17 protein-coding genes are annotated in these 25,417 nt (G+C 50.3%); 15 read left to right on the top strand and 2 right to left on the bottom strand.

What is annotated here, in order from left to right:
- Window positions 1–38: 38 nt before the first annotated feature.
- The 9 genes from AC1VOR_RS01435 to AC1VOR_RS01395 all read left to right on the top strand — a co-directional run bounded on the left by AC1VOR_RS01435 (window position 39) and on the right by AC1VOR_RS01395 (window position 10,364).
- A complete protein-coding gene (locus AC1VOR_RS01435) occupies window positions 39–1,334 on the top strand; it encodes a transporter permease (RefSeq protein ID WP_482615351.1) in 1,296 nt (431 codons plus the stop codon).
- A 73-nt stretch (window positions 1,335–1,407) separates the two neighbouring features.
- Window positions 1,408–3,552, top strand: a complete 2,145-nt coding sequence (locus AC1VOR_RS01430) for a hydantoinase/oxoprolinase family protein (RefSeq protein WP_482615350.1) — start codon at window positions 1,408–1,410, stop codon at window positions 3,550–3,552.
- A 37-nt stretch (window positions 3,553–3,589) separates the two neighbouring features.
- The gene (locus AC1VOR_RS01425) at window positions 3,590–4,300 is read left to right on the top strand and encodes a hypothetical protein (protein ID WP_482615348.1); all 711 of its coding nucleotides are present in this window, start codon (window positions 3,590–3,592) and stop codon (window positions 4,298–4,300) included.
- A gap of 62 nt (window positions 4,301–4,362) precedes the next feature.
- The gene (locus tag AC1VOR_RS01420; protein WP_482615346.1) at window positions 4,363–5,220 is read left to right on the top strand and encodes a MurR/RpiR family transcriptional regulator; all 858 of its coding nucleotides are present in this window, start codon (window positions 4,363–4,365) and stop codon (window positions 5,218–5,220) included.
- Between the two features lie 251 nt (window positions 5,221–5,471).
- Entirely contained in the window at window positions 5,472–7,043 is a 1,572-nt protein-coding gene (gene miaB, locus AC1VOR_RS01415; protein ID WP_482615344.1) for a tRNA (N6-isopentenyl adenosine(37)-C2)-methylthiotransferase MiaB, read from the top strand.
- 16 nt (window positions 7,044–7,059) lie between these two features.
- A complete protein-coding gene (locus AC1VOR_RS01410) occupies window positions 7,060–7,512 on the top strand; it encodes a YlbF/YmcA family competence regulator (protein WP_482615343.1) in 453 nt (150 codons plus the stop codon).
- 104 nt (window positions 7,513–7,616) lie between these two features.
- Window positions 7,617–8,015 carry a PaaI family thioesterase gene (locus AC1VOR_RS01405; protein ID WP_482615341.1) on the top strand — a complete coding sequence of 133 codons (399 nt, stop codon included), beginning with the start codon at window positions 7,617–7,619 and terminating at the stop codon, window positions 8,013–8,015.
- An 88-nt stretch (window positions 8,016–8,103) separates the two neighbouring features.
- Window positions 8,104–8,883 (top strand): NUDIX domain-containing protein, encoded by a 780-nt coding sequence (locus AC1VOR_RS01400; RefSeq protein WP_482615340.1) that lies wholly within the window; start codon window positions 8,104–8,106, stop codon window positions 8,881–8,883.
- A 26-nt stretch (window positions 8,884–8,909) separates the two neighbouring features.
- Window positions 8,910–10,364, top strand: a complete 1,455-nt coding sequence (locus AC1VOR_RS01395; protein ID WP_482615338.1) for a nicotinate phosphoribosyltransferase — start codon at window positions 8,910–8,912, stop codon at window positions 10,362–10,364.
- Window positions 10,365–10,520: 156 nt separating this feature from the next.
- Here the strand turns inward: AC1VOR_RS01395 and AC1VOR_RS01390 are convergent, their stop codons facing one another.
- On the bottom strand, window positions 10,521–11,420 hold the full coding sequence (locus AC1VOR_RS01390) for an SDR family oxidoreductase (protein ID WP_482615336.1): 900 nt from the start codon (window positions 11,418–11,420) through the stop codon (window positions 10,521–10,523).
- 224 nt (window positions 11,421–11,644) lie between these two features.
- On the opposite strand from AC1VOR_RS01390, the gene AC1VOR_RS01385 reads away from it, so the two are divergent.
- From AC1VOR_RS01385 to AC1VOR_RS01365, 5 genes are all read left to right on the top strand, one after another.
- Window positions 11,645–12,652 (top strand): 2-oxoacid:acceptor oxidoreductase family protein, encoded by a 1,008-nt coding sequence (locus AC1VOR_RS01385; RefSeq protein ID WP_482615334.1) that lies wholly within the window; start codon window positions 11,645–11,647, stop codon window positions 12,650–12,652.
- 98 nt (window positions 12,653–12,750) lie between these two features.
- Window positions 12,751–15,057 (top strand): thiamine pyrophosphate-dependent enzyme, encoded by a 2,307-nt coding sequence (locus tag AC1VOR_RS01380; protein ID WP_482615333.1) that lies wholly within the window; start codon window positions 12,751–12,753, stop codon window positions 15,055–15,057.
- Between the two features lie 14 nt (window positions 15,058–15,071).
- Complete coding sequence (locus tag AC1VOR_RS01375) at window positions 15,072–16,070, top strand: acrylyl-CoA reductase family protein (RefSeq protein ID WP_482615331.1); 999 nt, start codon at window positions 15,072–15,074, stop codon at window positions 16,068–16,070.
- A gap of 195 nt (window positions 16,071–16,265) precedes the next feature.
- Window positions 16,266–19,697 (top strand): glycoside hydrolase family 2 TIM barrel-domain containing protein, encoded by a 3,432-nt coding sequence (locus AC1VOR_RS01370; RefSeq protein ID WP_482615329.1) that lies wholly within the window; start codon window positions 16,266–16,268, stop codon window positions 19,695–19,697.
- A gap of 25 nt (window positions 19,698–19,722) precedes the next feature.
- Window positions 19,723–21,426, top strand: coding sequence for an SGNH/GDSL hydrolase family protein (locus AC1VOR_RS01365; RefSeq protein WP_482615328.1), 1,704 nt, complete (start codon window positions 19,723–19,725; stop codon window positions 21,424–21,426).
- A 205-nt stretch (window positions 21,427–21,631) separates the two neighbouring features.
- Here the strand turns inward: AC1VOR_RS01365 and AC1VOR_RS01360 are convergent, their stop codons facing one another.
- The gene (locus AC1VOR_RS01360) at window positions 21,632–22,414 is read right to left on the bottom strand and encodes a helix-turn-helix transcriptional regulator (RefSeq protein ID WP_482615327.1); all 783 of its coding nucleotides are present in this window, start codon (window positions 22,412–22,414) and stop codon (window positions 21,632–21,634) included.
- A 92-nt stretch (window positions 22,415–22,506) separates the two neighbouring features.
- Between AC1VOR_RS01360 and AC1VOR_RS01355 the strand changes: the two genes are divergently transcribed.
- A complete protein-coding gene (locus AC1VOR_RS01355) occupies window positions 22,507–25,401 on the top strand; it encodes a glycosyl hydrolase 115 family protein (protein ID WP_482615326.1) in 2,895 nt (964 codons plus the stop codon).
- Window positions 25,402–25,417 lie beyond the last annotated feature (16 nt).

The raw sequence follows: 25,417 nt of genomic DNA, 5'->3' as shown, positions 1-25,417 counted from the left end.
GAGAACTCCAATTTGAACATTAAAAGGAGATTTGAACGATGAGTTCGATAATGTGGATACAGGCGATTGGCATATTACTCGTATTTATTCTGTTTGCAGCATTAATGATGACCCGGAAGCTGCCTACCATCCTGGCGCTGCCAAGTATGGCGATATTGTTTGCACTGATTGCGGGCGTGCCATGGTCTTCAGGTACTCCTGATACAGCTACGATTAGCGGGACGATCCTGGCTCAAGGCTCTATGCGATTGTCAACTGCGATAGCAGGCTTGATCTTTGGTGCCTGGTTCGGTCAAATTCTGAACAAAGTAGGCGTAACTAAAGCGATCATTCGTAAGGCTGCAGAATTGGCGGGGGATAAGCCGATTCTGATTGCGCTGCTGTTCTTTGTAACCGCTTCGGTCATTTTCTCCGCCGCAAGCGGTCTGGGAATGGTTATCCTCGTAGGTACCATTATTATCCCGATTATGCTGACCGCAGGAATTAGCCAATTCTTGTCCTCGGTTGTATTACTGACCTCCGTTGGCGTTGGTGTCCTGTTTAATGTATCGAACTGGGCGGTGTATGTAGATGTGATGGGACTACCGGTAGCTACTATCGCGAACTACACGCTCATTGCAGCTCTTCCGCTGATTGTGATTAGCATGATTATGATCGTATTTTATGCCCGCCGGGATGGTAAGGGCCGCAAAGCATGGGCGATGCCGGCGAACTCCCCGTCTTCCGATGGTCGCAAGGTGCCTACGATCGCGCTGATCAGTCCGGTAGTTCCTGTAATTATGGTCTTCGTATTTAAAATGGATATCGTGCCTGCTGTTATTATTGGCGCGGTGGCTACGTTGTTATTGTCCTGGCCGAAGCGTCCTGTGCACGTGCTGTCCAGTTCGCTGGTCGAAGGTATTCAGGATGTAGCCGGGGCTTTGGGATTGATGATCGGCATCGGTATTCTGGTAAATGCCGTTATGGCACCACAGGTGACGGCTATCATTTCGCCACTGATCGAGGCAGTTCTGCCGGGAAGTCCACTCATGTACATCCTGTTCTTTACCATCTTGTCGCCGCTGGCTATCTACCGTGGTCCGTTGAACGTATGGGGACTAGGGAGCGGCATTGCAGCCTTATTTGTTGGCGCAGGGATGACTCCGATTGCAGCCATGCTGGCACTTCGGGTAGTCAGTAATGTGCAGGCGGTATCCGACCCGACCAACTCCCATAACGTTTGGGTAGCTGACTTCACCAAGAGCGATATTAATGACATTCTGAAGCGGACTTTACCCTGGATGGTGACCGCTGTACTGATCTCGATGATCTGGGGTGCGTTTGTTGTTTTTTAAGGGTACGAGAGTACTTGTGGGAGCCTGGTGAACAAGTTGCCGAGCTTATAGAGAGATAGGAGGGAGCAATGAAATGGGTAGAAAAGTAAGGGTGGGTATCGATGTCGGCGGGACATTTACAGACGCGGTCGTGCTGGACAATGAAACATTCGAAATTATTGAAAAGATGAAAATTCCGACCACCCATCATGATGAAGATGGTGTGGCCAAGGGGATCGTCCAGATCTTGCAGACCATTCTGCAAAGCAAGGGTATTGCCCCGGAGGACGTAGCTTTTATCGCTCACGGAACCACGCAGGCAACGAATGCGCTTTTGGAGGGGGATGTAGCAAAGGTAGGCATCCTCGGCATGGGGGCAGGCCTTGACGGCCTCAGTGCGCGTAGTGAATCCAATCCGGGGCAAATTGAACTGGCGCCGGGTAAGTATCTACACAGCTACCATACGTATCTGGATTCCAAGCATCTGAAGGATGAAGCGGTGGAGCAAGCTCTGGACGAATTGCTGAGCCAAGGGGCGGAAGTCATTGTGGCATCGGAAGCCTATAGTGTGGATGACCCGGCCAATGAGCTGGCTATCGCCCAGGCGGCTGCGAGTCGCAATGTGTTTGCAACAGGTGGACATGAAATTTCGCAATTATATGGTCTGCGCACAAGAACAAGAACGGCGGTCATTAATGCCAGCTTGATTCCGAAAATGATGGAAACTGCGAATATGACCGAAAAATCCGTCATTAATGCCAACATCACTTCTCAATTAATGATCATGCGTTGTGATGGGGGGGTGATGAGCATTGAGGAGGTGCGGAAGCGCCCTATCCTGACGATGCTCTCCGGACTTGCGGCAGGCGTTGCAGGCGCGTTGATGTACGAGAAAATATCCGATGGTATTTTCTTTGAGGTCGGCGGCACCAGCGTAGATATTTCCGTCATCAAGAACGGGAAAGTCATGATTCAAAATGCGCAAGTCGGCGGACACCGGACATACCTGCAATCGCTGGATGTTCGTACTCTGGGGATTGCGGGTGGCAGCATGATCCGCGTTGCCGGTGGCCGAATTGCCGATGTAGGTCCACGAAGCGCCCATATTGCCGGGAAGGCTTATGAGTGCTTCGCTTCCCCGGAGCAACTGCAGGACGCTAGCGTTGTGTTTATCAGCCCGCGTGAAGGAGACGCCCAGGAATATGCTATTATCCGAAGCGGCTCCGGCGAGGAATTCTCGCTGACATTGGCGGGAGCGGCCAATCTGCTTGGCTACGTTCCTGAGGGGGACTATGCTTATGCCGGGAAAGAAAGTGCCCGCTTGGCCTGGGATGCGCTCGGGGCACACCTTGGCATTTCCGGCGAGGCGGCGGCGCGGCAGGCTCTGGATCTCGCCATCGAGAAAACGATGAAGACCGTGAATGAGATGATCGCAGATTATGAACTGGACCGCTCCTTCGTCACTTTGGTTGGCGGAGGTGGCAGCGGAGCCGTCTTGATCCCGGCCATGGCTGAGAAGGAGAACATGAAGTGGCAAATCGCCAAGAATGCTCCTTACATTTCTACGATTGGCGTAGCACTAGCAATGGTGAAGGAACAGATCGAACGCACGGTTATCAACCCCACCGAGGGGGATATCAAGCGAATTCGCAGTGATATTATGGAGAAGATTGTGCAGTCCGGAGCAAGTGAGGATACGGTAGAAGTCACGATTGAAATTGATAATCAGAAGAATATCTTGCGTGCCATCGCTACCGGATCAACGGAACTTCGGTCCAAGGATTTAGGGCAAGCCGCTATGACGGAGGCGGAGATGCGTGCCATCGCTGCAAGCTCTGTAGATGCCGCGGTCGAGGCTATGTTCCTGGCGGCTCAAACGGGTCGTTGGCATCTGTTTGTCAGTGAAGAGGTGCGCAAAGCGTTCTTTGGCTTGATCAAGAAGAAGCGGACCGCGGTCAGTGTGGTGGACAGGGAAGGGGTTGTTCGCTTTAAGCAGGCCGGGGTACATTACGGGGAATTCAGCAAGAAGCAGCGGGATGAGGGGTTTGTTGGTTTTCTTGATGAGCATACGATATATTCAGACGCCAACGCGACGATTCCGAAGGTTTTCTTGTTCTTCCGTGAGAAGATGCTGGATCTGACGGGTATGCAGACCAAGGAGCAATTGTTATCGATTGTGGATATGGAGACGGAAATGCTGAGTGAAGAGGAAGCGTGGCTGGCGGTAGCCTATCAGTAGACGGGGTAAAGGTTAAGCAAAGAGAGGTGAGGTAGAGATGGCGGGCGGGCAAAATGAAGTGCAGGCGTTCGATCTTTGCGCCTTGGGGCTTGATGATGACATATTGGCTTTGGCCGAATTGGAGCGAGACCCGGTATTCCATAAGCTGAACTCTGGTAGCTATGGTTATTATCTTGAGCAGTCTTTGGGGGCGGGGAGACGGGCTGCCCGGCCGCTTCAGGGTCAGGATATCCGGGTGCTTCTGGAGGAAGCGGGTATTGAGTTCAGGCTGGCTGAGTCTGCCGGAACGGGCACGATGAAGGTGGCGCTGCGGGCTCAATTGGATTGGAGCGGGAAGGTGCCGCATATTACGGTATATCGTGAGTCGCTGCGTCAACTGCAGATTGCGGCTGAGACTAGAGGTGCCCTCGGTCCGGTTACCTTTGATAGAATTGTGGACATTCATTTGGCTCATGAATATTATCACTGGCTGGAGTATCGCAGCGGACAATTTACTAATGAGCTTCTGGAGCCGGTAGAGTGCTTCAGAATCGGCCCGTTCCGCAGGAAGGCAACAGTCTTGCAGACCAGCGAGATTGCGGCGCACGCCTTCTGTAAGGAAATGCTCGGACTTCCCTATTTGCCAAGCCTGCTGGACCATATGTACCTGATACAAACGGGTGAAACAAAGATGGAGCAATTCGCAGAAAATGTGAAAAAGTGGAAGGTAATTTTAGCTAGTATGGACTCCGTATGCTATAATAGGTAAATCGTTATTGCGCGAGACCGTATTCGAAAGAATCGGTACTCGCACAAGCAGGAGGACATGTCATGGCTTCGCAAGTACCCGCGGTAATTGCAAAAATTATTTCGCTGAACAAGAAGTTCACTTATGGTGAAAATCAGATTGCCCAGTTCGTCATTCATCAACCCGAATTCATTACCCAACATACGATTACGGCGCTGGCCAATGAGATTGGCGTCTCGGAGACCAGTATTAACCGTTTTTGCAAAAAAATTGGCTTCAAAGGCTTTAACGACTTCAAGATTGCCATCGCTCAGGATACCTTCTACCGGGAAATGCAAACACGGAAGAAGGAACGTCGGGAGATCACCCCGATCGATGGGCTGGCACTTGATTACAATGAGCTTGTAATTAATACCTCCGCGATGATCACCGAGGATGCGCTGCGTTATGTAGCGGAGGCGCTCAAGCAGGCCAGACGCATCCATATCTTCGGCATCTTTGATTCCTTTCTCTCGGCTATGGCTCTTAAGAATCGACTGTCCTTGATCGGAATTAGTGCGGAAGCCAGCAGTGACAGCCGCGCGATGAAGATTGCTGCGTCGCAGGCTACCCCGGAGGACGTAGTGATTGCCTTTTCCCGTTCGGGGGCAACGCAGGAGATCATTGCTGCGGTGTCAACGGCCCAGATGAATCAGGCCAAGACGGTGGCGATTACCTGTTATGACTCCTCTCCCATCACGGAAGCAGCGGAGATGAACATCATCGTACCGGACAAGATGTCCGTCAACAACAGCGCGATGATGTCGAACCATATTACCTTTTTATTCGTCGTGGATGCGGTCATGAGTCTGCTGATTTCTTCGGACAAATCTTATTTGAAGAAGAAGCTGGACAGTGAGGGAATTATCTCTAGCCGTCCCTCGGTCACAGAATACTATTAACTCTATTTAAATGAAGCGGTTTGCCGTCATGGCGGGCCGCTTCTTTGTTATAAGCAGAAACAGGAGTTGCATACGGGTGCTCGAACAATTTTAACACCAGGAGTTGTGGAATCGCCAATAAGCCTATGGTATAATTTTTTATTGATGCTTATAGAAGTTTTGAAGCGCACGCATGAATAGCAAACTCAAGAATTAATGATGGTTTGATATGAAATATAGAGCGATATCGAAACGAGGAAGTGAAGCAAACGATGAAGGACCCCAAACCGCAAAACAAACCTCTTGATAAGGACTATTCCCAATATTTCAACTTCAGCGATGCCAAGCTCATCAGTGAAGAAGAGGGGAAGACGACTTACCGTATCCGTGGGCGCAATATTCAGATTAATTCCAACCCTGACTATAAGGAAGGCAAACGCCGGGGCAAGGAAGACGTCCAGGTGCATTATGACTTCAGTATTCCCGATGAGATGAAGAGCTTCGGGGAAGGCAAGCTTTACAATATTACGACCTATGGTTGTCAAATGAACGAGCATGATACGGAAACCATCAAGGGCTTGCTGGAGCAGATGGGCTACCGCTCCACCGAGGATCGCAAGCAGGCTGATATTATCCTGCTCAATACGTGCGCTATTCGTGAGAACGCCGAGGATAAGGTGTTTGGCGAACTAGGGCATCTGAAGGGGCTGAAGACAGAGAAGCCTAACCTATTGCTGGGCGTCTGCGGCTGCATGTCGCAGGAAGAAGGTGTGGTCAAGCGGATCATGCAGAGACATGGATTTGTCGATATGATCTTCGGAACCCATAATATCCATCGGCTGCCGCATCTGATTCAGGAAGCGATCTTCAGCAAGGAGATGGTCGTCGAGGTCTGGTCCAAGGAAGGCGACATTATCGAGAACCTGCCGAAGAAGCGGGAAGGGATGCGGGCCTGGGTCAACATTATGTACGGCTGCGATAAGTTCTGTACGTATTGCATCGTACCGTTTACGCGGGGGAAGGAACGCAGTCGGCGTCCTGATGATGTCATTGCCGAGGTTCGGGAGCTGGCTAGGCAGGGCTATAAGGAAGTTACCTTGCTGGGACAGAACGTGAACGCTTACGGCAAGGATTTTACCGATATCAGTTACACTTTTGCTAATTTAATGGATGATATTCGTCAAATTGATATTCCGCGAGTGCGGTTTACTACTTCGCATCCACGAGATTTTGATGATGCGCTTATTGAGGTGTTGGCTAAGGGTGGCAACCTGGTGGAGCACATCCATCTACCCGTGCAATCGGGTAGCAGCGAGGTACTGAAGAAAATGAGCCGCAAGTATACGCGCGAGCACTACGTGGAACTGGCGCGAAAGATCAAAGCGAATATTCCCGGCGCCGTCCTGACAACGGATATTATTGTAGGATTCCCCGGGGAAACGGAAGCCCAATTTGAGGAAACTCTATCATTAGTCCGTGAGATCGGCTATGATTCGGCATATACCTTTGTTTACTCTCCACGGGAGGGAACGCCGGCAGCGGTCATGGAAGACAACGTTCCGTTAGAAGAGAAGAAGGCTCGGCTAGCTCGCTTGAACGATGCGATCATGGAGTATAGCCGGCGCAGCAATGACGGGACAAAGGGCCAGGTCGTGGAAGTGCTGGTTGAAGGGGAGAGCAAGAACAACGCCCAGGTGCTGGCGGGACGTACCCGCAGCAACAAACTGGTTCATTTCGAGGGAGACAAGGATTTAATTGGCACCTTTGTACATGTGGAAATAACGGACCCGATGACTTGGTACATTAAAGGCAATTTAGTGAAAGAGACTGCCAATTTAGCATAGTCCCAAGGAGGTTATAATGTTGGAACATAAAGACCAAAGCGATTGTGGGATTCCCAAGTTTGATTCACGGGATTTGGTGATTCGCGACGATATTATGTCTAAGGCCAGAGAACTGGCCGAACTGATCGGCACAAGCGAGGAAGTACAGCAGTTTCAGAAGGCGGAGAAGCTGATTCAGCAGCACGAACGGGTGCAAGGGCTGATCAGTATGATCAAGAAGAAGCAGAAAGAAATTGTCGCCTTTGAAAGCTTCCAGAACCAGACGATGGTCCAGAAGATCGAACGGGAAATCGAGGAACTGCAAGACGAATTGGATGGCATTCCAGTGGTTACCGAGTTCCAGCAAAGCCAAAGCGATATCAATTATTTGCTGCAACTGGTCGTTTCGGTGATTCGGGATACCGTGTCGAACAAGGTTAATGTAGAATCCGGCAGCGAACCGGCGGTGACGTCCGGTTACGGGGAATAAGCTGAATTCGTCGGTGCGAAAGGCATGTTCAGGCATGTTCTTCCGCACCTTTTTGAATAGAGATTACCTAGAGACAGAGATAGGACAGGATAGGAGGACCATGCATGGACTGGAATGAAGAAGTGAGCCGCCGTAATGAGCAGTCCTTCTGGGGATTGCTGGGGCTCAGAATGATTTCCGCTGATTCAAGCCGGGTAGAGCTAGGACTTACGGCGGGGGATTCACACTTAAATGCGATGGGCATAGTTCATGGGGGTGTATTGTCGTCCATGATGGATCAAGCCATGGGAACGATGGTGGCTACGCTGAAGGGCAAGTTTGGGGTGACTACGCATCTTAACGTCAACTTCCTGAGCCCGATGCGAGCTGGAGAGCTAGTGGCTACGGCCTTCCCTCTACACGAGACATATCGTACCCTCACGCTTCGCTCGGAGGTGCGGGATGGAGAGGGAACGCTGGGCTGTATTTCCACTGCCACTTTCCGGCTTCTGAAACAAGAGTAAACCCGAAATGCCAGACCGGGCTATGTAATTAGTTCAACTTACATAAGACATGGTCGGCGTTATCATATGACTGATGTGGTGATACGTGATGAACAATGAACAAGAGCATGGCGAGTCAATTAATGAGGTTAAGAAATATCGCACTCCTGACGGGATACCGGCAGATATTGTGATGTTTACGTTAACCCGGCAGGAGCGCAAAGCCTCTACCAAGTCTTTGCCTCACTTCGACTTGAAGGTCATGCTGATCCGCCGACGCAGTTGGCCGTTTGCCGGGGCTTGGGCCCTGCCCGGAGGTTTCTCTCAAGAGGATGAATCCCTGTATGAAACAGCTCGCCGGGAGCTCAAGGAGGAGACGGGGGTTGACGGCTCCCATCTGGAGTATCTGGGGGTATACAGCACACCGGGGCGTGATCCACGCGGCTGGATCATTTCTCATGCCTTCTTTGCGCTAGTGGAAGAATGGGTACTGGAGAAACGTCAATTTGCGGATGATGCACAGGAAGTAGGCTTGTTTACCGTGCGCGAAGCCCTGGAGGAACTACAGCTTGCCTTCGATCACCGGGAGATTCTTCAGGATGCTTATAAGCGTATTCAGCAGCAAATGCTTCATACCACGATTGCCAAGCAATTCTTGCCACCACATTTCACATTGGGTGAATTGTATCAAGTGATTCAAACCGTTGTTCCAGATTTTGCCGAACTTAATTTTATTCGAAAAATAACGTCCACACGCAGCCGCCAAGGCATACTGGAAGAGGTGCGCGACGAGAATGACAAGCCGATGCTGTCCAATCAGTATTCGCAGCGGCCGGCACAATTGTACCGGTTTACCGACTTTACTCCTCAGTTATCGATCTATACATAGCAGGGTACAGAAAGGGATGAACTTCCATGCCAGCCACAGGGTTAGCATTGCATACCGATAAATATCAGATCAACATGATTTATGCCCATTGGGTGAATGGCACGCATCAGCGGGAGACGGTGTTCGAAGCCTACTTCCGTAAGCTTCCGTTTGGTAATGGCTATGCCGTATTTGCAGGCCTTGAACGAATCGTCAACTATATTCGCGGACTGCGCTTCACGGAAGAGGACTTGGACTATCTGGCCAGGCAGGAAGAGAATTACAAGCCTGAATTTCTTGAGCTCCTGCGTGGTTTCAAGTTTCAGGGAACGTTGTCTTCGCTGCAAGAGGGGGATATTTGCTTCCCCAATGAGCCGTTAATTCGGGTACAGGGCACCATCATGGAGACTCAATTGATCGAAACGGCAATGCTGAACTTTATGAACTTTCAAACCTTGATCGCGACCAAGGCTTCTCGCGTCAAGCAAGTGGCTGAACACGATGTGCTGCTGGAATTTGGTACACGCCGCGCCCAAGAAGCCGATGCCGCGATTTGGGGAGCGAGGGCCGCCTATATCTCGGGCTTCGATGCCACGTCCAATCTACTCGCAGGAGAGCGTTTTGGTATTCCTACCAAGGGCACGCACGCCCATTCCTGGGTACAGATCTTCGATTCGGAGCAGGAGGCCTTTGAACTTTACGCCAAGGCATTGCCTGATCAGGTATCGCTGTTAGTGGATACATTTGATACGTTAAAGAGTGGAGTACCCAATGCGATACGGACGGCACGGATCCTGGAGGCGGCGGGCAAGCGACTCAGCAGCATCCGTCTGGACAGCGGCGACTTGGCTTACCTGTCGATTCAGGCTCGTAAAATGCTGGATGAGGCGGGTTTGAGTTACGTTAAAATCGTGGCCTCCAATGATTTGGACGAGAATACGATCTTCAACTTGAAGGCACAGGGAGCACGAATTGACATTTGGGGTGTGGGCACCCAATTAATCACTGCTGCCGACCAGCCGGCGCTGGGCGGGGTCTACAAGCTGGTGGAAAGGGAGAACAATGGTCAGATGGAGCCGACCATCAAGATCTCCGGCAATCCTGAGAAGGTGACGACACCGGGCAGGAAGGACGTTTGGCGCATTGTGAACAAGGAGAGCAGTCGGGCGATTGCCGATTACGTCTGCTTCCCGCATGAGGAGCAAGCCCGTACCGGGAATAACCTTCGCTTGTTTGATCCGGTGCATCCTTATATTAAGAAGACGGTCAAGAATTTCGAAGCGGTAGCTATGCTCCAGACGATATTCGAGAACGGTGAACTGGTCTATGAGCTTCCAAGCCTGGAGCAAATTCGGCAACATCATCGCGAGCAATTAAACTTGTTCTGGCCCGAGTATCTGCGCAAGATGAACCCGGAAATCTACCGGATTAGTCTAAGCCAGGAGGCCTGGGAGCTGAAACAGAAAATGATCGAGGAATATGTCCAACAGCACGACGAATAGTAAACCATATAGCATAATCCAAGTACAGCAGCAACAACTAAGGACTTGCCTGACCGCCAGAGCGGAGGCAGTCCTTTTTTTGCTTATCAATTATTTCTCGGGAAAGCGCAAAAAACGCTATAAATCGGCTGTCCGCAGGTTCATTCGACAAAGCGCTTAACTGGTGATCATGGCTCCGCCGTTGACATGGATGACTTGGCCGGTGACATAGCTGGAATCATGGGAGGCGAGGAAGACGTATACAGGGGCCAGTTCGAACGGCTGACCAGCCCGTCTCATCGGCGTATCCAGTCCAAACGTCGAGACGTATTCAGCGGAGTAACTGGAAGGGATGAGCGGTGTCCAAATGGGTCCCGGTGCGACAGCATTCACCCGAATGCCCCGATCTACAAGTGACAACGAGAGGGAGCGGGTAAAAGAAACGACGGCCCCTTTGGTAGACGAATAGTCGATCAGCAGCGGGGCTCCCTGGTAAGCTGTCACGGAAGCGGTGCTAATAATGGTGCTGCCAGGCTTCAGGCAGGGCAGGGCGGCTTGAGTGAGATAGAACATCGGATAAATATTGGTAGCATAGGTCTGATGGAGTTGTTCGGCGGAAATATGCTCAATGCTATGCTGTGGATATTGCACGGCCTGATTCAGCACCAGGATATCAATTGTGCCGAAATAGTGAAGCGTGTGTTCCACAATCGACTTCGAGAAGGTCTCTTGCCGCAGGTCTCCGCAGATCAGCAGGCAGCGTTGACCTAGCTCCTCCACCCGGTCTTTAGTTGCCTTGGCGTCCTCATGTTCGTACAAATACACGATGACGAGATCTGCGCCTTCCTTGGCAAAAGCAATGGCTACCGCCCGGCCGATACCGCTGTCGCCTCCCGTAAGAATGGCCACCTTACCCTTGAGCTTACCGCTGCCCACATAATCAGGATTCTCTGAGATGGGACGGGGAACCATCAGCGTTTCCAGTCCAGGCTGCTGTGGCTGATGCTGTGGCGGAAATGAAATCGGCTGGACGTGGCACTTCACTTGTGAGCCGTAGTAGGGATACATCGGGATCATCAATTTTTTCCTCCTAAAATATCGGTATTAACCTATCTTATTCCTATAGCCCAGGGGCTGTGCATTCGCCTAAGACGAGAATGTCTTTATGACATTAGTTACATAAGTCACAACACATTTATGATAAATTTTAAAATTAAGAAAGAAATATTTTTCTGCATTTATTTGACACTTATAAAAACGTCGTTATGAACTCGCCATGTGCGAAGAAGGGAGTCAAACGCGTGGTACAACTACCCAAATTAAATGATCTAGGTTTTTTTGAAATCCGTTTGGAATCCATTGGTGGGCTAGGTGCAAACCTGGCGGGGAAAATGCTGGCTGAGGCCGGAGTAGAAGGGGCTGGGCTGAATGGAGTAAGCTTCTCTTCCTACGGCTCGGAGAAGAAAGGTTCGCCGGTCAAGGCGCATATTCGCTTCTGTGATCTGAACACGCCAATTCGTGATACATCACCGGTGGAACGCCCGCATATCGTAGGTATTTTTCAGGAGGCGCTAGCCAAGACGGTGAACGTCATCAGCGGCATTTATGAAGACAGCACGGTGCTCGTAAACTCACGCAACACGCCGGAAGAACTAAAGGAACGGATGAAGTTAGTGGGTGGAACCATTGCGGTTATCGACGCTACAGGTATTGCTTTGGAAGAGAAGAACCGTGTCAATATGGCGATGCTGGGCGCGATGTTCCGTCTGTGTTCATTCCTGGACCCGGAGACGATGAAGGATGTTATCCGCAAATCGCTGGAGAAGAAATATCCGCAGACTGTGGCACCGGCTTTGGCTACGTTTGATCGGGGCTACAACGAGGTCGTATTTGAGACGTTTGCCTTGCCGGAAGGGGTTAGCATGCCTGCCTTTGTCCGTGCCGATACACCGGTGTTGGGTTATGAAACCCAGCCAATCGGCGGGATTGTGGTTAATCCGGGCAACAGCATCCTGAAGGACCTCAGTATCTCGCGTTCCGGGATGATGCCTCACTTCAAGGAAGAGACCTGTATTAACTGTGCCCAGTGCGATAACGTATGTCCGGATAATTGCTTTGTGTGGGAGGAACGTCCCGACAAGAAAGGTCGCCCGCAAATGTTCCTCAAGGGGATTGACTATCAATATTGCAAGGGTTGCCTGAAATGTATCCATGCCTGTCCAACCGATGCTTTGTCTGGAGAACGGGAAGAGGAAGGATACTCGGCTGAGCACAGGGTTCCACATTTATTCGATTTAGCGGCTCGCTGATAGAGGTAGTTCAAAAAGTCGTTCCCAGAACGAAGCTGTTCGAGGAGTGAATTCGACTTTTTGAACTTGTATTAATAAAGTAGAAAGGTGGCAGAACAATGGCGATCGATTTAGAACAAGAACGCCGCGCGGGTACTGTGGAGCAACGCGTGGTTTATGAGTCAGGCAATGAAATGGCAGCCTACGCGGCTAGCCAAATCAATTATCATATAATGGGGTATTTTCCGATCTCCCCATCTACTGAGGTAGCCCAATACCTCGATCTGATGAAAGCAAGCGGCCAACATGACATCAAGTTGATTCCATCGGATGGTGAGCATAGCTCTGCAGGGATTTGCTATGGTGCATCCACAGGCGGGGGCCGGGTATTCAATGCAACCAGTGCGCAGGGATACCTTTATATGCTGGAGCAGATGCCGGTTCAATCGGGTACACGGTTCCCGATGGTCATGAACCTGGTTTGTCGTTCGATTTCAGGACCGCTGAATATTCACGGTGACCACTCTGATTTGTACTTCTCGCTCAATACAGGATGGCCGATTCTGATGTGTCGCGATCCACAAGCCGTTTATGACATGAACCTGATTGCGCTGAAGCTGGCGGAAGATCCTGAAGTCAGACTTCCCGTGCTGGTGGCATCGGACGGTTATTTCACCTCTCACCAGAAGCGCCGGGTACACACCTTCGCCAAGCAGGAGGATGTGTGGAAGTTCGTAGGCAAACACGCACCAGAGGGCTTCGCACATACCTTGGATCGCAATAATCCGATCACCGTTGGACCATACATGAACGAACCGGATTATATCAACAACTGCTATCAACAGTCGGAAGCCATGTATAATGCGGAGCATGTATTCGAACGGATTTCCGATGAATATGCGATGCTGACCGGACGCGAATACAAGATGCTGGACCTGTACCGGATGGAAGATGCAGAAGTGGCTGTCTTCCTGATGAACTCGGCCTCCGAGATTATCAAGGACGTTGTTGATGATCTGCGTCGTCAAGGGATCAAGGCCGGATCGATTGCGCCGAACATGATTCGCCCGTTCCCGCAGAAGCAAATTGCTGAGGCATTGAAGAACGTCAAGGCGATTACGGTAGGTGACCGTGGCGATTCCTATGGCGCTTACGGTGGCAATATGGTTAACGAGATTAAAGCGGCGTTGTTCACACATGGTAATCATACTACTCAAGTCATTAGCCGGATTTATGGATTGGGCGGCAAGGAATTCTATGCCGAGGATGGACATCATTTGTTCGAGCTGGCTATTGATGCCGTGAAGAAGAACCGTGTTGAGGTTCCATTTGACTACTATGGTCATACTGCTGGCGATAAGGAAAAGCTACCCAAGCGTGTTCTGAATCCATTGAAATTTGAGGATTTGAAGACCGGACTTATTACAGTCACCAGAAATGAAGAAACGGGTAAGCTGGGCGTACGTATTCCACCGCTGCGTTCTTTGACGAAGAAGCCGAAGCGGATTGCTCCAGGACATGGTGCATGTCCTGGTTGTGGCATATTCTCGGGACTGGAACTATTCTTCAAGGGGATTGAGGGGGATATAGTCGCTCTGTTCCATACGGGCTGCGCGATGGTGGTAACCACGGGTTATCCATATTCCAGTCATAAAGCGACGTACATTCACAACCTGTTCCAAAATGGTGCAGCTACCTTGTCTGGCGTGGTCGAAATGTTCTGGGAACGCAAACGCAGAGGCGAACTAGATGATTTGGGCTTGCAGGATGACTTTACCTTTGTCATGGTAACCGGCGACGGCGGAATGGATATCGGTATGGGACCAGCTATTGGTGCTGCACTACGTAATCATAAGATGATTATCATCGAGTATGATAATGAAGGTTATATGAATACAGGGGCGCAATTGTCCTATTCCACACCGCTAGGACACCGCACTTCTACGTCCAATATCGGCAAGGTACAGAAGGGGAAGACATTCCAGCATAAGGATACAGCGCAAATTATGGCCGCAACGAACATTCCGTATGTCTTTACCGGTAGTGAAGCTTATCCGCAGGACTTGGTGAAGAAGGCGGCGAAGGCCCAATGGTATGCACAAAATGAAGGCCTGGTTTACGGTAAAATTCTGATTGCCTGTCCGCTCAACTGGATCTCTCCGGATGATCAAGGGACGAACATCGTAGATGCTGCGGTTAACTCGTGTTTCTTCCCGCTTTACGAAGTGGAGAAAGGGCAAACCGCGATTACGTACAATCCGGAAGAGAAGAGCAAGCGTGTACCTCTTACGGACTGGTTGAAGACCATGGGCAAGACGCGCCATTTAACGAAGCCGGAAAATGCCGAGGCTTTGGCAGAATTCGAGCAAGAGGTCGAGCGGCGCTGGAAAGTGCTGCAAGCCAAACACGAAAATCCTTATTTGTAAGGTGGTTTTTGGAGATGGACCAACAATTTCGCGCTTTCCGTATACATCAGGATCCGGAAGGATTTCAATCAGGCGTAGAACTCGTGGATGCTTCTGTGCTTCCCGATGCCGATGTCACCATCGCAGTGCGTTATTCCAGCGTGAACTATAAGGACGGCTTGGCCAGTCTGGAGGATGGCAAGATTGTTCAGCGCTATCCCTTCATCCCCGGCATTGATTTGGCCGGAGAGGTCATAGCTTCCCGCGACGAACGGTTCCGCCCCGGAGACGCGGTGCTCTGTACTGGCTACGGACTGGGCGTAGCCCATGAGGGTGGCTTTGCAGAGGTGGCTCGGGTGCCCGGTGATTGGCTGCTGCCGCTGCCTCAAGGTCTGACGAATCTGGAAGCGATGGCGATAGGAACCGCTGGTTTTACCGCGGCAATGTCCATAGAAAGGTTGCTTCATAATGGCCTGGCGGCTGAGCAAGGACCTGTTCTGGTCACAGGGGCCACGGGCGGTGTCGGCAGCATGGCTGTCTCGATACTAGCCAAACTGGGCTTTGAAGTGGTGGCCTCCACGGGGAAAGTGGAAGCCGGCGACCGGCTCAAGGCCTTGGGTGCTTCGGCAGTCATTAGTAGAGAAGAAGCCTCGCAGAGCAAACGCGGCGTATTGTCCAAAGAACTGTGGGCAGGAGTCGTTGATCCGGTGGGCGGGGCAGCTACTGGAGAGATTGCCAAATCGGTCAAATACGGCGGGAGTATTGCGTTATCGGGATTGACCGGAGGCGGTAGATTTGAAACATCGGTGCATCCTTATATTTTGCGTGGGGTAAGCTTGCTGGGCATTGATTCGGTGTATTGTCCCGCAGAAATGCGGGCTGATCTCTGGACCAAGCTTGGCGGAGTATGGAAGCCGGAGACGGCGCTGGAGCATTTGATTACCACGATCTCTCTTGAGGATTTGCCTAAAGCTTTAGCTACGATTTTGCAAGGTCAGATGCTTGGCCGACAGGTTGTAGCCTTATCCATATAAATCAGATAGCTATAAACATTGGGTGGCACTCATGAAATCATATGAGATGTCGCCTTTTTTATTTCCCCTCTTTTTATTCCTATGAATGTTTAATTTCTACAAAGACGAGAGCAAAAAAATATGCCATACTATCCATAAACAAGGACTTATTCAGCAGATAACCTGATGATTATGACGGAAAAAGAGGGTGAAGCCGTGTTTAGAAATTTAAAGTATCTGTTTAACGAGGGGTGGGAATTTGCCAAGAGTGATTTGGATAACGTAGCGTGGTCGAAGTTAACCTTTGAGCCCGTTGACCTTCCGCATGATTGGTTAATTTATAATACGTCTGACTTATATGAGCCTAGTATTGGCTGGTATCGAAAGCGTTTCCAATACGAACTTGACCAGCGAGAGGTCCTGCTGGCTTTTGATGGTGTATATATGGACTCTACCGTGTATGTCAACGGGCAGTACGTCGGAGAGTGGAAATATGGTTATTCTTCCTTTGAGCATGACTTCACCTCGTTACTTGTCCATGGAGAAAATGAAATTGTGGTCAAGGTGGTCCATCAAAGCCCTAACAGCCGGTGGTACTCAGGAGCGGGCATCTACCGCAATGTATGGCTCAAGCTGAGAGATCGCAGCCACCTGACCACCGATGGAATTTATGTATCGATAAAGAAAGAGGCACAAGGAGTGTGGAGGCTGGAGGTGGAGACGGAGGTAATCGCATATGAGCCACTCAAGCTGACCCATGAGCTGTATGATGGCGAGGACCGCCTTAGTGCCACCCTGAGCGAAAGGCTGGAACCAGGCTTGAGTTCTGTTCTGCTTAGCCAACTGGATGCTCAGGTGTCATCGCCTCACTTATGGAGCGTAGACCACCCGTATCTATATACCTTGATTACCCGTCTTGAGTCGATGACCTCCGGGGAAGTGGTGCTGGAGGAAAGAAAGCAGTGTCTAGGTTTTCGACATATTGAGATGGACCCGAAACAGGGGCTTCAACTTAATGGACAGAAGCTCAAGCTGAACGGTGTGTGTGAGCATCATGATTTAGGTTCGTTGGGTGCTGCGTTTAACATCACAGCCTTGCGAAGAAGGATGATTCTCCTCCAGGAGATGGGCGTCAATGCCATCCGGACTGCCCATAACATGCCTGCCCCGGAGCTGATGGATTTGGCCGATGAGCTCGGGTTCCTGGTCGTTTCAGAAGCCTTTGATATGTGGGAGCGCCCGAAAACGCCTTATGATTACGCGAGATTCTTCCCAGAGTGGATGCCTCGGGACGTAAGAAGCTGGATAAGAAGAGATCGTAATCATCCCAGCTTGCTGATGTGGAGTATTGGTAATGAAATCTACGATACGCATGCTGATGAGCGAGGTCAGGAACTGACAAGGTTGCTTATAGATGAGGTGAAGAAGCATGATCCCAAGGGAAATGCCAGAGTTACGATCGGCTCTAACTTTATGCCTTGGGAGAATGCCCGGAAATGCGCTGATATCGTGAAGCTGGCTGGCTATAACTACGGAGAGAAGTATTATGATGAGCAGCATGAAGCGCACCCGGACTGGATTATTTATGGCAGTGAGACGGGCTCGGTGGTGCAAAGCCGGGGTGTCTACCATTTCCCGTTCTCCAAATCGATATTGGCCGATGACGATGAGCAATGTTCTTCACTGGGGAACAGCACGACGAGTTGGGGAGCCAAATCACCGGAATTTTGCATTATAACGGAGCGCGACAAGACGTATTCCCTGGGGCAGTTCATCTGGACCGGGTTTGATTATTTGGGTGAACCCACGCCTTATCATACTAAGAATGCCTATTTTGGCCAGTTAGACACGGCCACCTTCAAGAAGGACGCTTATTACATCTATCAGTCGGCCTGGACGGATTATCGGACTTCCCCTATGGTCCATCTATTTCCCTATTGGGACTTTAATGAAGGACAGTTGATCGATGTTCGGGTAGCCTCGAACGCGCCACGTGTAGAGTTGCTTCTTAATGGGGAATCGTTGGGTTCCCACGTGTCCCAGCATAAGCAGGGCACGCAGCTATTGGGCTGGTGGCAAGTTCCATACCGTGAAGGCGAACTGAAGGCGGTGGCTTACGACGAAGAGGGCCGGGTGATCGCTACGGATATTCAGAAATCCTTCGGTGATGCCAGCCGAATTCGGCTTGAGGCGGATAAGCTTACAGTGTTGGCTGACGGTACGGACCTTATTTTTGTGGAAATTCAGATGGAGGATGAGGCGGGACAGATCGTTGAGAATGCCAATAACCGGGTGCAAGTTGAGGTGGAGGGAGCCGGGCGACTTATCGGACTCGATAACGGAGATAGCACGGACTACGACCCTTACAAAGGATTGAGTCGCAGATTGTTCAGCGGCAAGCTCATGGCGATTATTGGAGCTACGTTTTTTTCGGGAGATATTACTATTAATGTATCCTCTATAGGGTTGCCAACAACTAGCTTGAATCTGAAGGCCTTGCCCATAGCTCCTGAAGAAATTCAGGGCAAGTCGGCCCACACCTCCAATCAAGAAATGCCCTGCCTGACAGGTAAGCTGGATGAAATACCGGTCCGCAAGCTGGCCATTTCGAGCCCTCAGGGACAAAGCTTCCATGCCGAGCGGCAAACGATGACGCTGGAGGTACAACTGTATCCGCCAACTACGTCTTATACGGAGGTGGAGTGGAGTGCTGTGGATGATGCCGGGATTGAGTCTAATCTGGCCAAGGTACAAGCGCAAGGGCATCGGGCAATCGTGACGGCCTTGGGTGATGGAACGTTTCGCATTCGCTGCACCAGCCGCAATGGAACCGATAGAACCAAGCTCATCTCTCAACTGGAATTTGTAGCTTCGGGTCTGGGGACAGCTTATTTGGACCCTTATTGTTTGGTTTCGGCGGGGTTGTATCATGACAGCAAGGGTGAAGTCGGAAATGGTAATGAACGTGGTATTGCGACCAGCCGGGATGGAGAAACACAAGTTAGCTACCGCAACCTGGACTTTGGGGACGACGGCTCCGATCTGATTACGATTCCTATCTTTGCCCTTAGCGACCAGCCGCATGCCCTGCAGATTTGGGAAGGGATGCCGGGGGAGGAAGGCAGCGTTCTGCTGATGGACGGTGTATACCAGAAGCCCAGCAGATGGAATGTCTACCAAGAAGAGACGTATAAGCTATCCAAGCGGTTGAAGGGTATCACTTCAATTTGCTTCGTATTGTGGGAGAAGGTTCATATCAAGGGCTTTTATTTTATTCCAATGAGCAGAGCTTTTACGCAAAATGCTGCCGCTGAATGCGACCGGATCTATGGAGACAGCTACCAGCGTGTTGATAGCCGCATTGAGGGTATTGGGAATAACGTCTCTCTCGTGTTTGATCGTATGGATTTTGGTTATCCGGGGGCTGCCCAACTCACGGTGTTTGGTAACTCTCCCATTGACCGGAATACCCTGCATATTCAGTTTGAGGGTAACGATGGGGAAAGCAGACAACTTGTCGAGTTTACACAAACGGCTGGTTATGAGGAACGCATCTTCCAGCTTGAGCCGGTGGAAGGCGTGCAGAAGGTGACATTTCTGTTTTTGCCGGGGTCTCAATTTGATTTTGGCTGGTTCAAATTCAGCTAAATGTTTCATGGGGAGGAAGAAGAGAATGAACGAGGCTCCTAAGGCGCCAAAAGATCCTACCTTCCGGCGCAGCAGCTTTTACGTTATGTATGAGAATAGGGTGGAGGGTACGGCCAGGCCAGATGGGACATTCTCTCATGAGATTTATCTGGATGGGAGATTAGTAGATAAAGCGAGATATATGGGTGGGGTCATGGACGAGGATATCCTCCGCCTGCTTCAAGACTGTAAGGGTGTGCGCCGCTTGGTGCATAGTATTGGGGTTACGGTGAAAGCGGACCAGGCTCAGGCCAGCCCGGTACAATTCGTGTATCAGAATTTGGGTCATACAAGCAAATATGATTCAGGCACCCGAATACAGCTAAGCTGTCCCGTAGACGGATCTGAGACGCTGATCAGGATGGAAGAGGTGGAGTGGAGCGCAGATGATGACGTTCCTGGCAGCTTTGCCTTTCTATTCGATCAGCCAGGGGAAAGGGCTACGGTCAGCGTTATTTTTTATCTAAATGAAGGCTTTCATATTCCTGACGCTTTTCCGGAGGGGGCGGTCGCTTTCGACTCAGAGGCTTATCGTCAAATGATCGGCAACTCTCTTCTCAACCCTGGGCACAACCGACGACTCAAGGCCGCCATTGAAAAAGCAAAACGAGGCGAAAAGGTCACGATGGCGTTCATTGGCGGTTCCATTACACAAGGAGCGGGTGCTGTACCGATTCACGAACAATGTTACGCGTATCAAGCCTGCGAGCGATTCAAGCAAAGATTCAGCCCCGGTGGGGAGACCGGAATTAAACTCATTAAGGCAGGGGTAGGCGGGACGTCTTCGGAACTGGGTGTGGTTCGTTACGAACGGGATGTACTCCGAGACGGGCAAGTAGCCCCGGATATTGTAGTCATTGAATTTGCCGTCAACGATGCGGGGGATGAGACGGAGGGCAATTGCTTCGAGAGCCTGGCGTTAAAAGCATGGCAGGGTCCGGGCAAGCCGGCGGTCCTATTATTGTTCAGTGTGTTTGCCGATGATTGGAATTTGCAGGAGCGCCTGGCGCCTGTGGGTTGGCATTATGATTTTCCAATGGTAAGTGTTAAGGATGCCCTCGTCCCGCAGTTTTGGCTCACCAAAGCAGAAGGGAATATTATCTCCAAACGGCAATTTTTCTATGATATCTACCATCCGACCAATGACGGTCATCGTGTAATGGCGGATTGCCTGGATGAATTGTTTCGCGCAACGGACGCTGCACCGTGGGATGAGAGGGAGGCAGTTATGAGCAAGCTGCCGATGATTGGTCATGACTTTGTTCATATCAAGCTGCTGGACCGTCATGAGGCCAACCAAGTTGCCGTTGTTGAACCGGGTGGTTTTACACGGGTGGATACAGATCTGCAGATGGTAGAAATGGATGCTCACCCATACCGCAGCGCTCAATTCCCGGATAATTGGATGTATGAACCGACGCTAGGAAGGCCAGAATTTTGTCTCAACATCTCTAGCAAGCGTCTTATCCTGATCTTTAAGGATTCGGCTTCGGCCGAGTTTGGTTGTGCGGAGTTATGGGTGGATGGGCAATATGTCAGAAGGCTGGACCCCCACGCAAATGGCTGGACCCACTGCAATCCCGTGTTATTGTACAACGAACAGGAGAGCCGGGAGCATACGGTGATGATCCGTATGGTCAAGGGGGAAGAGCATAAGCATTTTACTGTGTTGGGCTTCGGGTATGAGTGAGCTATATAAGTTGAACTTATGTTTAACGCAAAGAAGCAGACGAGAAAATGTTCTTACGATCGCTGTTGCTCATGGATTTCTTTTATTCAATAAATTCTTATAAGGTAGAAATCCATTCACAAAGGCGAACGCTCCGCTTCTTCAGAATCATTTTTCTCTCTTGCTTGTTATGCCTTTTCTTTAGTTCAACTGATATAGCTTGGATTTAGTATATATGGGCTGAGGAAGGGGAATAGCCTTTCATTTTCTTAAAGAGGTTGCTGAAGTAGGAGATATCATGGAAGCCGCAGCGTTCTGCGGTCTCGGAAACATTAAAATCACCGGAGGATAACATCATTTCGGCGTTGTTGATGCGGATGCGATTCAGATACTCCTTACAGGTGGAGCCGGTTGTTGCCTTGAACAGCTTGCCGAAATACACCGGGTTCAGGTTGGCTTGCCTTGCTAACGCTTGAACGGTGATATCCTCGGCATAATGTTCTGTAATGTAGTAGGTGGCTCTCTGAATTCTTGGATCGATTGGGCTAGCTGACAGCTTGTGAGTATTGGACAGCAGGCGATGCAAAATCAATTCAAATAAAGCACGGGACTGAAAAGCGTAATAAGGCTGACGGTTCATCCATACCTGCTGAAATTCGCGAATATGGTCCAACACTTCTTTGGTGATCATCTTCTTCATGACGGTAGGAAACGGAAGATGGACATGGTTGTACGGACCCGCCCAATGGAAGTTGAAGGGATAGCAATGCATAGGCGATTCTTCGTAGGTATGAGCTTCTCGGGTACAGCCTTCCGGGATGTATAGTAAATCTCCGGCTTCGACGATGGTTTTTACGCCATTAATGTAATAACAGGCTTTGCCGCTGATGACGAAGGTAAGGTCGTGAAAGTCAATCTTCGCAAGGCCAATCGACCAGTCTGCAAAGCATTTACGATCGACAAACAGGAAGACCTGTGGGATTAGACGGTCATCATATTCCAGATTCAAGGCATGGCCTCCTTTATTCAAATTGAAAGCGCTATCTAAAAAGAATTGAAAAATATAAAATTTATATCATGAACCACAAAGGAGCAATGAGGATGAACAATGTTACTACGAATATGGCAAAAGCTGTTGTCCTTGTTCAGCAAGGTCAGGCGGTCCCTATTTATATGGATGAGCAGGGTCAGGATTATGCCGGAATCAGGCGTGTTTCCTCCTCACTGGCACAAGATATTCAGCTTGTTACGGAGGTCTTGCCGCAGCTTATTACCGACAGAGTACACCTGAGCAAGACCGCGGTCATAGCAGGAACCATCGGACATAATGATATCATTGATTCCTTGATCGCGGAAGGTCGGCTTGAAGTAACTGCATTACGAAGCCGCCGGGAAAGCTTCATCATCTCCGTTGTAGAGAAGCCATGCCCCGAGCTTGATCAGGGAATTGTGATTGCAGGCAGTGAGAAGCGGGGAACACTGTATGGCTTGTATCATATCTCCAGACTGATCGGCGTCAGCCCCTGGGTTTATTGGGCAGATGTATACCCGAAGAAGCAGTCTGAGCTGATCTTTACGAAGGAACAACTGGAATTTGTCTCGAAGGAGCCTTCGATTCGTTACAGAGGTTTCTTCCTGAATGATGAATGGCCATCGTTAGGCTCCTGGTCCAGAGACCATTGCGGCGGATTTAGTGAGCGGATGTATGAACAGGTATTTGAGCTGCTGCTGCGACTGAAGGGCAATTATTTATGGCCAGCCATGTGGAGTGCGGTATTTAGTGAAGACGGTTTGAGTCATCCGCTAGCTAACGCCGAACTGGCCGAGGAATATGGGATTATCATGGGGACCTCGCATCATGAGCCCATGTGCAGGGCAGGAGAGGAATGGAAGAAGACGCATCATTTATATGGTGAACAGGGCTTATGGGATTATTGGGACAACCAAGAAGCCATAACAAATTTCTGGGAGGATGGCGTGGTTCGTAATAAGCCCTTCGCCAATGTCATTACGCTGGGCATGCGTGGGGAGCAGGACTCCGCTCTGGGAGGTACTTTAGAGGAGAATATTCAACGCTTGAAGGAAATTATCCTGACACAGAAGGAATTGCTGCGGAGGCATGGGCTGGAGTGTGCGCCACAGGCGTTGACGATCTATAAGGAAGTAGAGGCGTTCTGGTACGGAACAGAAGAGGTGCAGGGGTTACAGGATTGGGACGTGCTGGATGATGTCACCATCATCATGTCAGATGATAATTTCGGAAATATGAGGAAGCTGCCTGAGGAAGTCCAGCGAAATCGCAAGGCTGGCTGGGGGATTTATTATCATTTTGACTATCATGGGGCTCCGAATTCCTATGAATGGGTGAACACGGTTCCTCTTGAGAAGGTATGGGAGCAGATGTCGCTAGCTTATGATTATGGCGTCAGAGATCTTTGGATCGTCAATGTGGGTGATCTGAAGCCGATGGAGCTGCCGCTCTCCTATTTTATGGAGTTAGCCTATGATTTTGAAGCATGGGGAACGACCAGGCCCAATCGTACGGGTGAATTCCTTCGGGGATGGGTGGAGCAGCAGTTCAGTCATACTGTGGCAGCGGAAGCGTTAGGCGGCATTGCGCAGGTGCTGGAGAAGTATACTAGAATGAACGGTCAGCGCAAGCCGGAGGTTACTTACCCAGACACCTATAGCGTGTCTCACTATGATGAGGGACAGCAAGTGCTTGCTGAGGCATTGGAGTTGGAGCAACAGGCCGGGGCCTACTATAACATGATGAGCGAACCTCACAGGGATGCCTATTATCAGTTGGTGTACTATCCTGCGGTGGCTAGCGCCAATGTCAAAAAAATGCAAATTTATGCCGGACTTCATCAGAAATACAGCAGCTTCACGCCGCCCAGCCTACTATCCAATCACTATGCTGACTTGGTAGAGGCAGCGATATTCCGAGATCAGCAGCTCCAGCAGCAATACAACCATGAGTTATCTGCTGGAAAATGGAGTGGAATGATGTCCTCCGCTCATATCGGCTATGTACATTGGAACGATGAAGGCTGGCAGTATCCGGCTTACAGCTATGTTGAGCCCCGGGAGGAAGCGTGGATGATCGTTGACGTGGAAGGAACGAATGGTGGATTCAGCTCGGGAACGCTGGCGCTACCTTCCTTCACTAATGTACAGAAGGAACGATATCGTGTGACGATTAGCCATACGGGGAGACAGGTGCTGGATTACCACGTCAAGCCAAGCGCAGATTGGATCAGGCTGGAGAGAGCACAGGGAAGCCCCATGCAGGGAGAGGACCTCTATGTGTCCCTGGATTGGGAGCAGGTGAAGGCTCCATTGGCTGGAGAGATCGTGATTACTTATGGTCAGCAGTCCAAGTCCAACCCTCAGACGGTAACTATTACCGTTGAAGCCGAGATTATATCTACTGATGCGCTTCCTTCTATGACCTTTGTTGAGACGAACGGTGTGGTTGTCATGGAAGCTGAGCATACCTGTGATCGGAAGGGCAGGCAAGGTGCTCATTTTGAAGTGATTGAGAAATATGGGCGTTCCTTATCTGCTGTGAAGCTGTTTCCGACAACGTTACGATATGAGCGGTATCAGGAGGCTCCTTATTTGGAATATCGCCTGTGGGTGGCGGAAGAGGGCATGCATACAGTGATTGTTCATACCGCTCCTACAAACCCGCTAACGAAGCAGGAGCAGCTTCCCTATGCCGTAGGAATGGATGATAACGAGCCGGTCGTCGCCCAACTGCTGCCTGCGGAATTTGCCGCTGGTGAATCGTATCATTGGGAGCAAGCAGTACTAAACAATGTTCATACCCATGGAACGCAGCATGTGCTTACGTCTGGATTGCATACCCTGCGCGTTTATGTACTGGATGCGGGAATGGTGCTGCAGAAGCTGATAGTATCAAGAGATTCTCTTCCCTCCTCCTATTTTGGCCCGCCGGAAAGCTACTATATTATTGAACAACCTCTATAAGTGAAGGAGGGATCAC

This window comes from Paenibacillus sp. 1SOY10 (assembly GCF_056836745.1).
Note: the sequence above shows the minus strand (reverse complement) of the source record. Positions and strands in the feature narration are given on the sequence as shown.

Bases quoted from the DNA above. Each gene is read 5' to 3' on its own strand.
- AC1VOR_RS01435 (WP_482615351.1), top strand. From the start codon at position 39: ATGAGTTCGATAATGTGGATACAGGCGATTGGCATATTACTCGTATTT.
- AC1VOR_RS01430 (WP_482615350.1), top strand. From the start codon at position 1,408: ATGGGTAGAAAAGTAAGGGTGGGTATCGATGTCGGCGGGACATTTACA.
- AC1VOR_RS01425 (WP_482615348.1), top strand. From the start codon at position 3,590: ATGGCGGGCGGGCAAAATGAAGTGCAGGCGTTCGATCTTTGCGCCTTG.
- AC1VOR_RS01420 (WP_482615346.1), top strand. From the start codon at position 4,363: ATGGCTTCGCAAGTACCCGCGGTAATTGCAAAAATTATTTCGCTGAAC.
- miaB (WP_482615344.1), top strand. From the start codon at position 5,472: ATGAAGGACCCCAAACCGCAAAACAAACCTCTTGATAAGGACTATTCC.
- AC1VOR_RS01410 (WP_482615343.1), top strand. From the start codon at position 7,060: ATGTTGGAACATAAAGACCAAAGCGATTGTGGGATTCCCAAGTTTGAT.
- AC1VOR_RS01405 (WP_482615341.1), top strand. From the start codon at position 7,617: ATGGACTGGAATGAAGAAGTGAGCCGCCGTAATGAGCAGTCCTTCTGG.
- AC1VOR_RS01400 (WP_482615340.1), top strand. From the start codon at position 8,104: ATGAACAATGAACAAGAGCATGGCGAGTCAATTAATGAGGTTAAGAAA.
- AC1VOR_RS01395 (WP_482615338.1), top strand. From the start codon at position 8,910: ATGCCAGCCACAGGGTTAGCATTGCATACCGATAAATATCAGATCAAC.
- AC1VOR_RS01390 (WP_482615336.1), bottom strand. From the start codon at position 11,420: ATGATCCCGATGTATCCCTACTACGGCTCACAAGTGAAGTGCCACGTC.
- AC1VOR_RS01380 (WP_482615333.1), top strand. From the start codon at position 12,751: ATGGCGATCGATTTAGAACAAGAACGCCGCGCGGGTACTGTGGAGCAA.
- AC1VOR_RS01375 (WP_482615331.1), top strand. From the start codon at position 15,072: ATGGACCAACAATTTCGCGCTTTCCGTATACATCAGGATCCGGAAGGA.
- AC1VOR_RS01365 (WP_482615328.1), top strand. From the start codon at position 19,723: ATGAACGAGGCTCCTAAGGCGCCAAAAGATCCTACCTTCCGGCGCAGC.
- AC1VOR_RS01355 (WP_482615326.1), top strand. From the start codon at position 22,507: ATGAACAATGTTACTACGAATATGGCAAAAGCTGTTGTCCTTGTTCAG.